The organism is Flavobacterium sp. (genome assembly GCF_044338735.1).
Lineage (GTDB): Bacteria > Bacteroidota > Bacteroidia > Flavobacteriales > Flavobacteriaceae > Flavobacterium.
This window is the reverse complement of the sequence record NZ_JBIIWV010000215.1, coordinates 1-3,163: the sequence shown is the minus strand read 5'-3', so window position 1 is coordinate 3,163 and position 3,163 is coordinate 1. Positions and strand designations below refer to the sequence as shown.

The following is a 3,163-nucleotide window of genomic DNA, read 5'->3' as shown; positions in this document are numbered from 1 at the left end:
TTACTTCTTCAAAACCTACTTTTGCACGCATAACAATACGTCCTCTTCCTGTTTTGAATGCTTCCCTAACACCTTCATAACCATAAATAATTCCTCCAGTTGGAAAATCAGGTGCTTTAATATAAGTAATTAATTCATCAATATCAATTTCATTATTATCAATGTAAGCTAGTGTTCCATTAATTACCTCAGTTAAATTATGCGGAGCCATATTGGTCGCCATACCAACTGCAATTCCTGAAGCACCATTAATTAATAAGGTAGGAACTTTCGTAGGCATTACGGTTGGTTCATGCAAAGTATCGTCAAAGTTCAATTGAAAATCAACCGTTTCTTTGTCGATATCAGCCAACATTTCTTCAGAAATCTTTTTCATTCGAGCTTCGGTGTAACGCATTGCTGCAGGACTATCACCGTCAACCGATCCAAAGTTTCCTTGTCCGTCAACCATTAAATAACGTAAACTCCATTCTTGAGCCATACGCACCATGGCATCATATACTGAAGTATCTCCATGGGGATGGTATTTACCTAAAACTTCTCCAACAATTCTTGCCGACTTTTTGTGGGCTCTGTTCGAAAGAACTCCTAATTCATACATTCCGTACAAAACTCTACGGTGTACTGGCTTTAAACCATCTCTAACATCAGGAAGTGCACGTGACACAATAACAGACATCGAATAATCGATGTACGCTGATTTCATTTCCTCCTCTATGTTAATAGGAATTAACTTTTCTCCTTCTGACATAAGTATTTATATTAAAATTATAATTAGTACTAAAACGTGCCAATATACAGCTTTTTCTACTTTTATAAAGTGTTTTTACAGACTTATTTCGATATTTTATTAACAATTTTGTTTACAAATTGGTTATAAATCAACACTAGATTTCTTTTGTTTTTCATTTTTTTTTTGTCATTTAGCGATATTGTATAAAAGGTTAGGTATGGTTTTTGTTTTTACCTTAATGATTTTGTATATTTACTAATATTTATAGCTACAGTATGGACGATAATTTTTCACCAAGAGTTAAAGATGTAATTACTTACAGTAAAGAAGAAGCCTTGCGTTTAGGCCATGATTTCATTGGTACTGAGCATTTAATGTTGGGTATTCTTCGTGATGGAAACGGTACGGCTATCTCCATTTTAAATAATCTTGCAGTTGATTTTTCGCACCTAAGAAAAAAGGTGGAAATATTGAGTCCTGCAAATCCAAATGGAATTCAAAATATTGAAAAGAAAAATTTACATTTAACTAGACAAGCCGAACGAGCTTTAAAAACTACGTTCCTTGAAGCAAAATTGTTTAATAGTTCTGAAATTAGTACGGCTCATTTATTGCTTTGTATTCTTAGAAACGAAAATGACCCTACCACCAAATTGCTTCACAAAATTAAAATTGATTACGAAACCGTTAAAGAACAATATACTGCCATGATGACAAACGAAGATGATTATTTAGAAAATTTACCAAAAGCAGAATCCTTTAACGAAGATTCAGGACAAGATGACAGTTTAAAAGATAATGGCTTTAATTCTCCATCTTCTGGAAATAAAACCAATAAAAAATCGAAAACCCCGGTTTTAGATAACTTTGGTCGTGACTTAACTGAAATGGCCGAAGAAGGTAAATTAGACCCCGTTGTTGGTCGTGAAAAAGAAATCGAACGTGTTTCACAAATTTTAAGCCGAAGAAAAAAGAATAATCCTTTATTAATCGGCGAACCTGGCGTTGGAAAATCAGCTATTGCTGAAGGTTTAGCATTACGAATAATTAAAAAGAAAGTGTCGCGCAACTTATTCAACAAACGAGTTGTAACATTAGATTTAGCGAGCTTAGTAGCCGGAACAAAATACCGCGGGCAATTTGAAGAGCGAATGAAAGCCGTGATGAACGAGCTTGAAAAAAACGACGACATCATTTTGTTTATTGATGAAATTCACACTATCGTAGGTGCTGGTGGAGCAACAGGTTCACTTGATGCATCAAATATGTTTAAACCCGCTTTAGCTCGAGGCGAAATTCAATGTGTAGGAGCAACAACTTTAGATGAATACCGTCAATACATTGAAAAAGACGGTGCTTTAGAGAGACGTTTTCAAAAAGTAATTGTAGAGCCAACAACAGTTGAGGAAACCATTATCATCTTAAATAATATTAAATCAAAATATGAAGATCATCATAACGTAATTTATACACCAGAAGCAATTGAAGCGTGTGTAAAACTAACCAATCGTTATATGACCGATCGTTTTCTTCCTGACAAAGCAATTGATGCACTTGACGAATCAGGCTCTCGTGTTCATATCATTAATATTGATGTTCCGAAACAAATCTTAGAATTAGAAAAACAATTAGAAGAAGTAAGAGAACATAAAAATACAGTAGTCAAAAAACAGAAATATGAAGAAGCTGCTAAACTTCGAGATGATGAAAAACGAATTGAAAAAGATTTAGCAATTGCTCAAGAACAATGGGAAGAAGATTCTAAAAATAATAAAGTAATTGTAACCGAGGACAACGTTGCTGACGTGGTGTCTATGATGACAGGAATTCCTGTAAATCGTATTGCACAGACTGAAAGTAATAAGTTAGCTCACTTACCCGAACTAATTAAAGGTAAGGTGATTGGACAAGATGAAGCAGTTCAAAAAATTGCAAAATCAATCCAAAGAAATCGTGCTGGTTTAAAAGATCCAAATAAGCCAATTGGCTCGTTTATTTTCTTAGGCCAAACAGGTGTAGGTAAAACACAATTGGCTAAAGTAATTGCAAAAGAATTATTCGATTCGGAAGATGCTTTAATACGAATCGACATGAGCGAATACATGGAAAAATTTGCAATTTCACGTTTAGTCGGTGCGCCTCCAGGCTATGTTGGCTATGAAGAAGGTGGACAACTTACCGAAAAAGTGCGAAGAAAACCTTATTGCGTTGTTCTTTTAGATGAGATTGAAAAAGCTCATCCAGATGTGTTCAATATGATGTTGCAAGTTCTAGATGATGGCTATTTAACCGATAGTTTAGGACGAAAAATTGATTTTAGTAACACTATTATCATCATGACTTCAAACGTTGGTGCACGTCAATTAAAAGATTTTGGAACAGGAGTTGGATTTGGCACTGCAGCTAAAAATGCTCAAACCGATGAACATT

General features: G+C 34.6%; 2 protein-coding genes. One reads left to right on the top strand and one right to left on the bottom strand.

What is annotated here, in order from left to right:
* Positions 1–751 (bottom strand): DNA gyrase subunit A (locus ACIQZC_RS10290; RefSeq protein ID WP_396139135.1); only part of this gene is annotated, 751 nt, incomplete at its 3' end.
* Positions 752–1,008: 257 nt separating this feature from the next.
* Here ACIQZC_RS10290 and ACIQZC_RS10285 point away from each other — a divergent pair.
* The coding region (locus tag ACIQZC_RS10285) for an ATP-dependent Clp protease ATP-binding subunit (RefSeq protein ID WP_396139134.1) at positions 1,009–3,163 on the top strand (2,155 nt) is incomplete at its 3' end.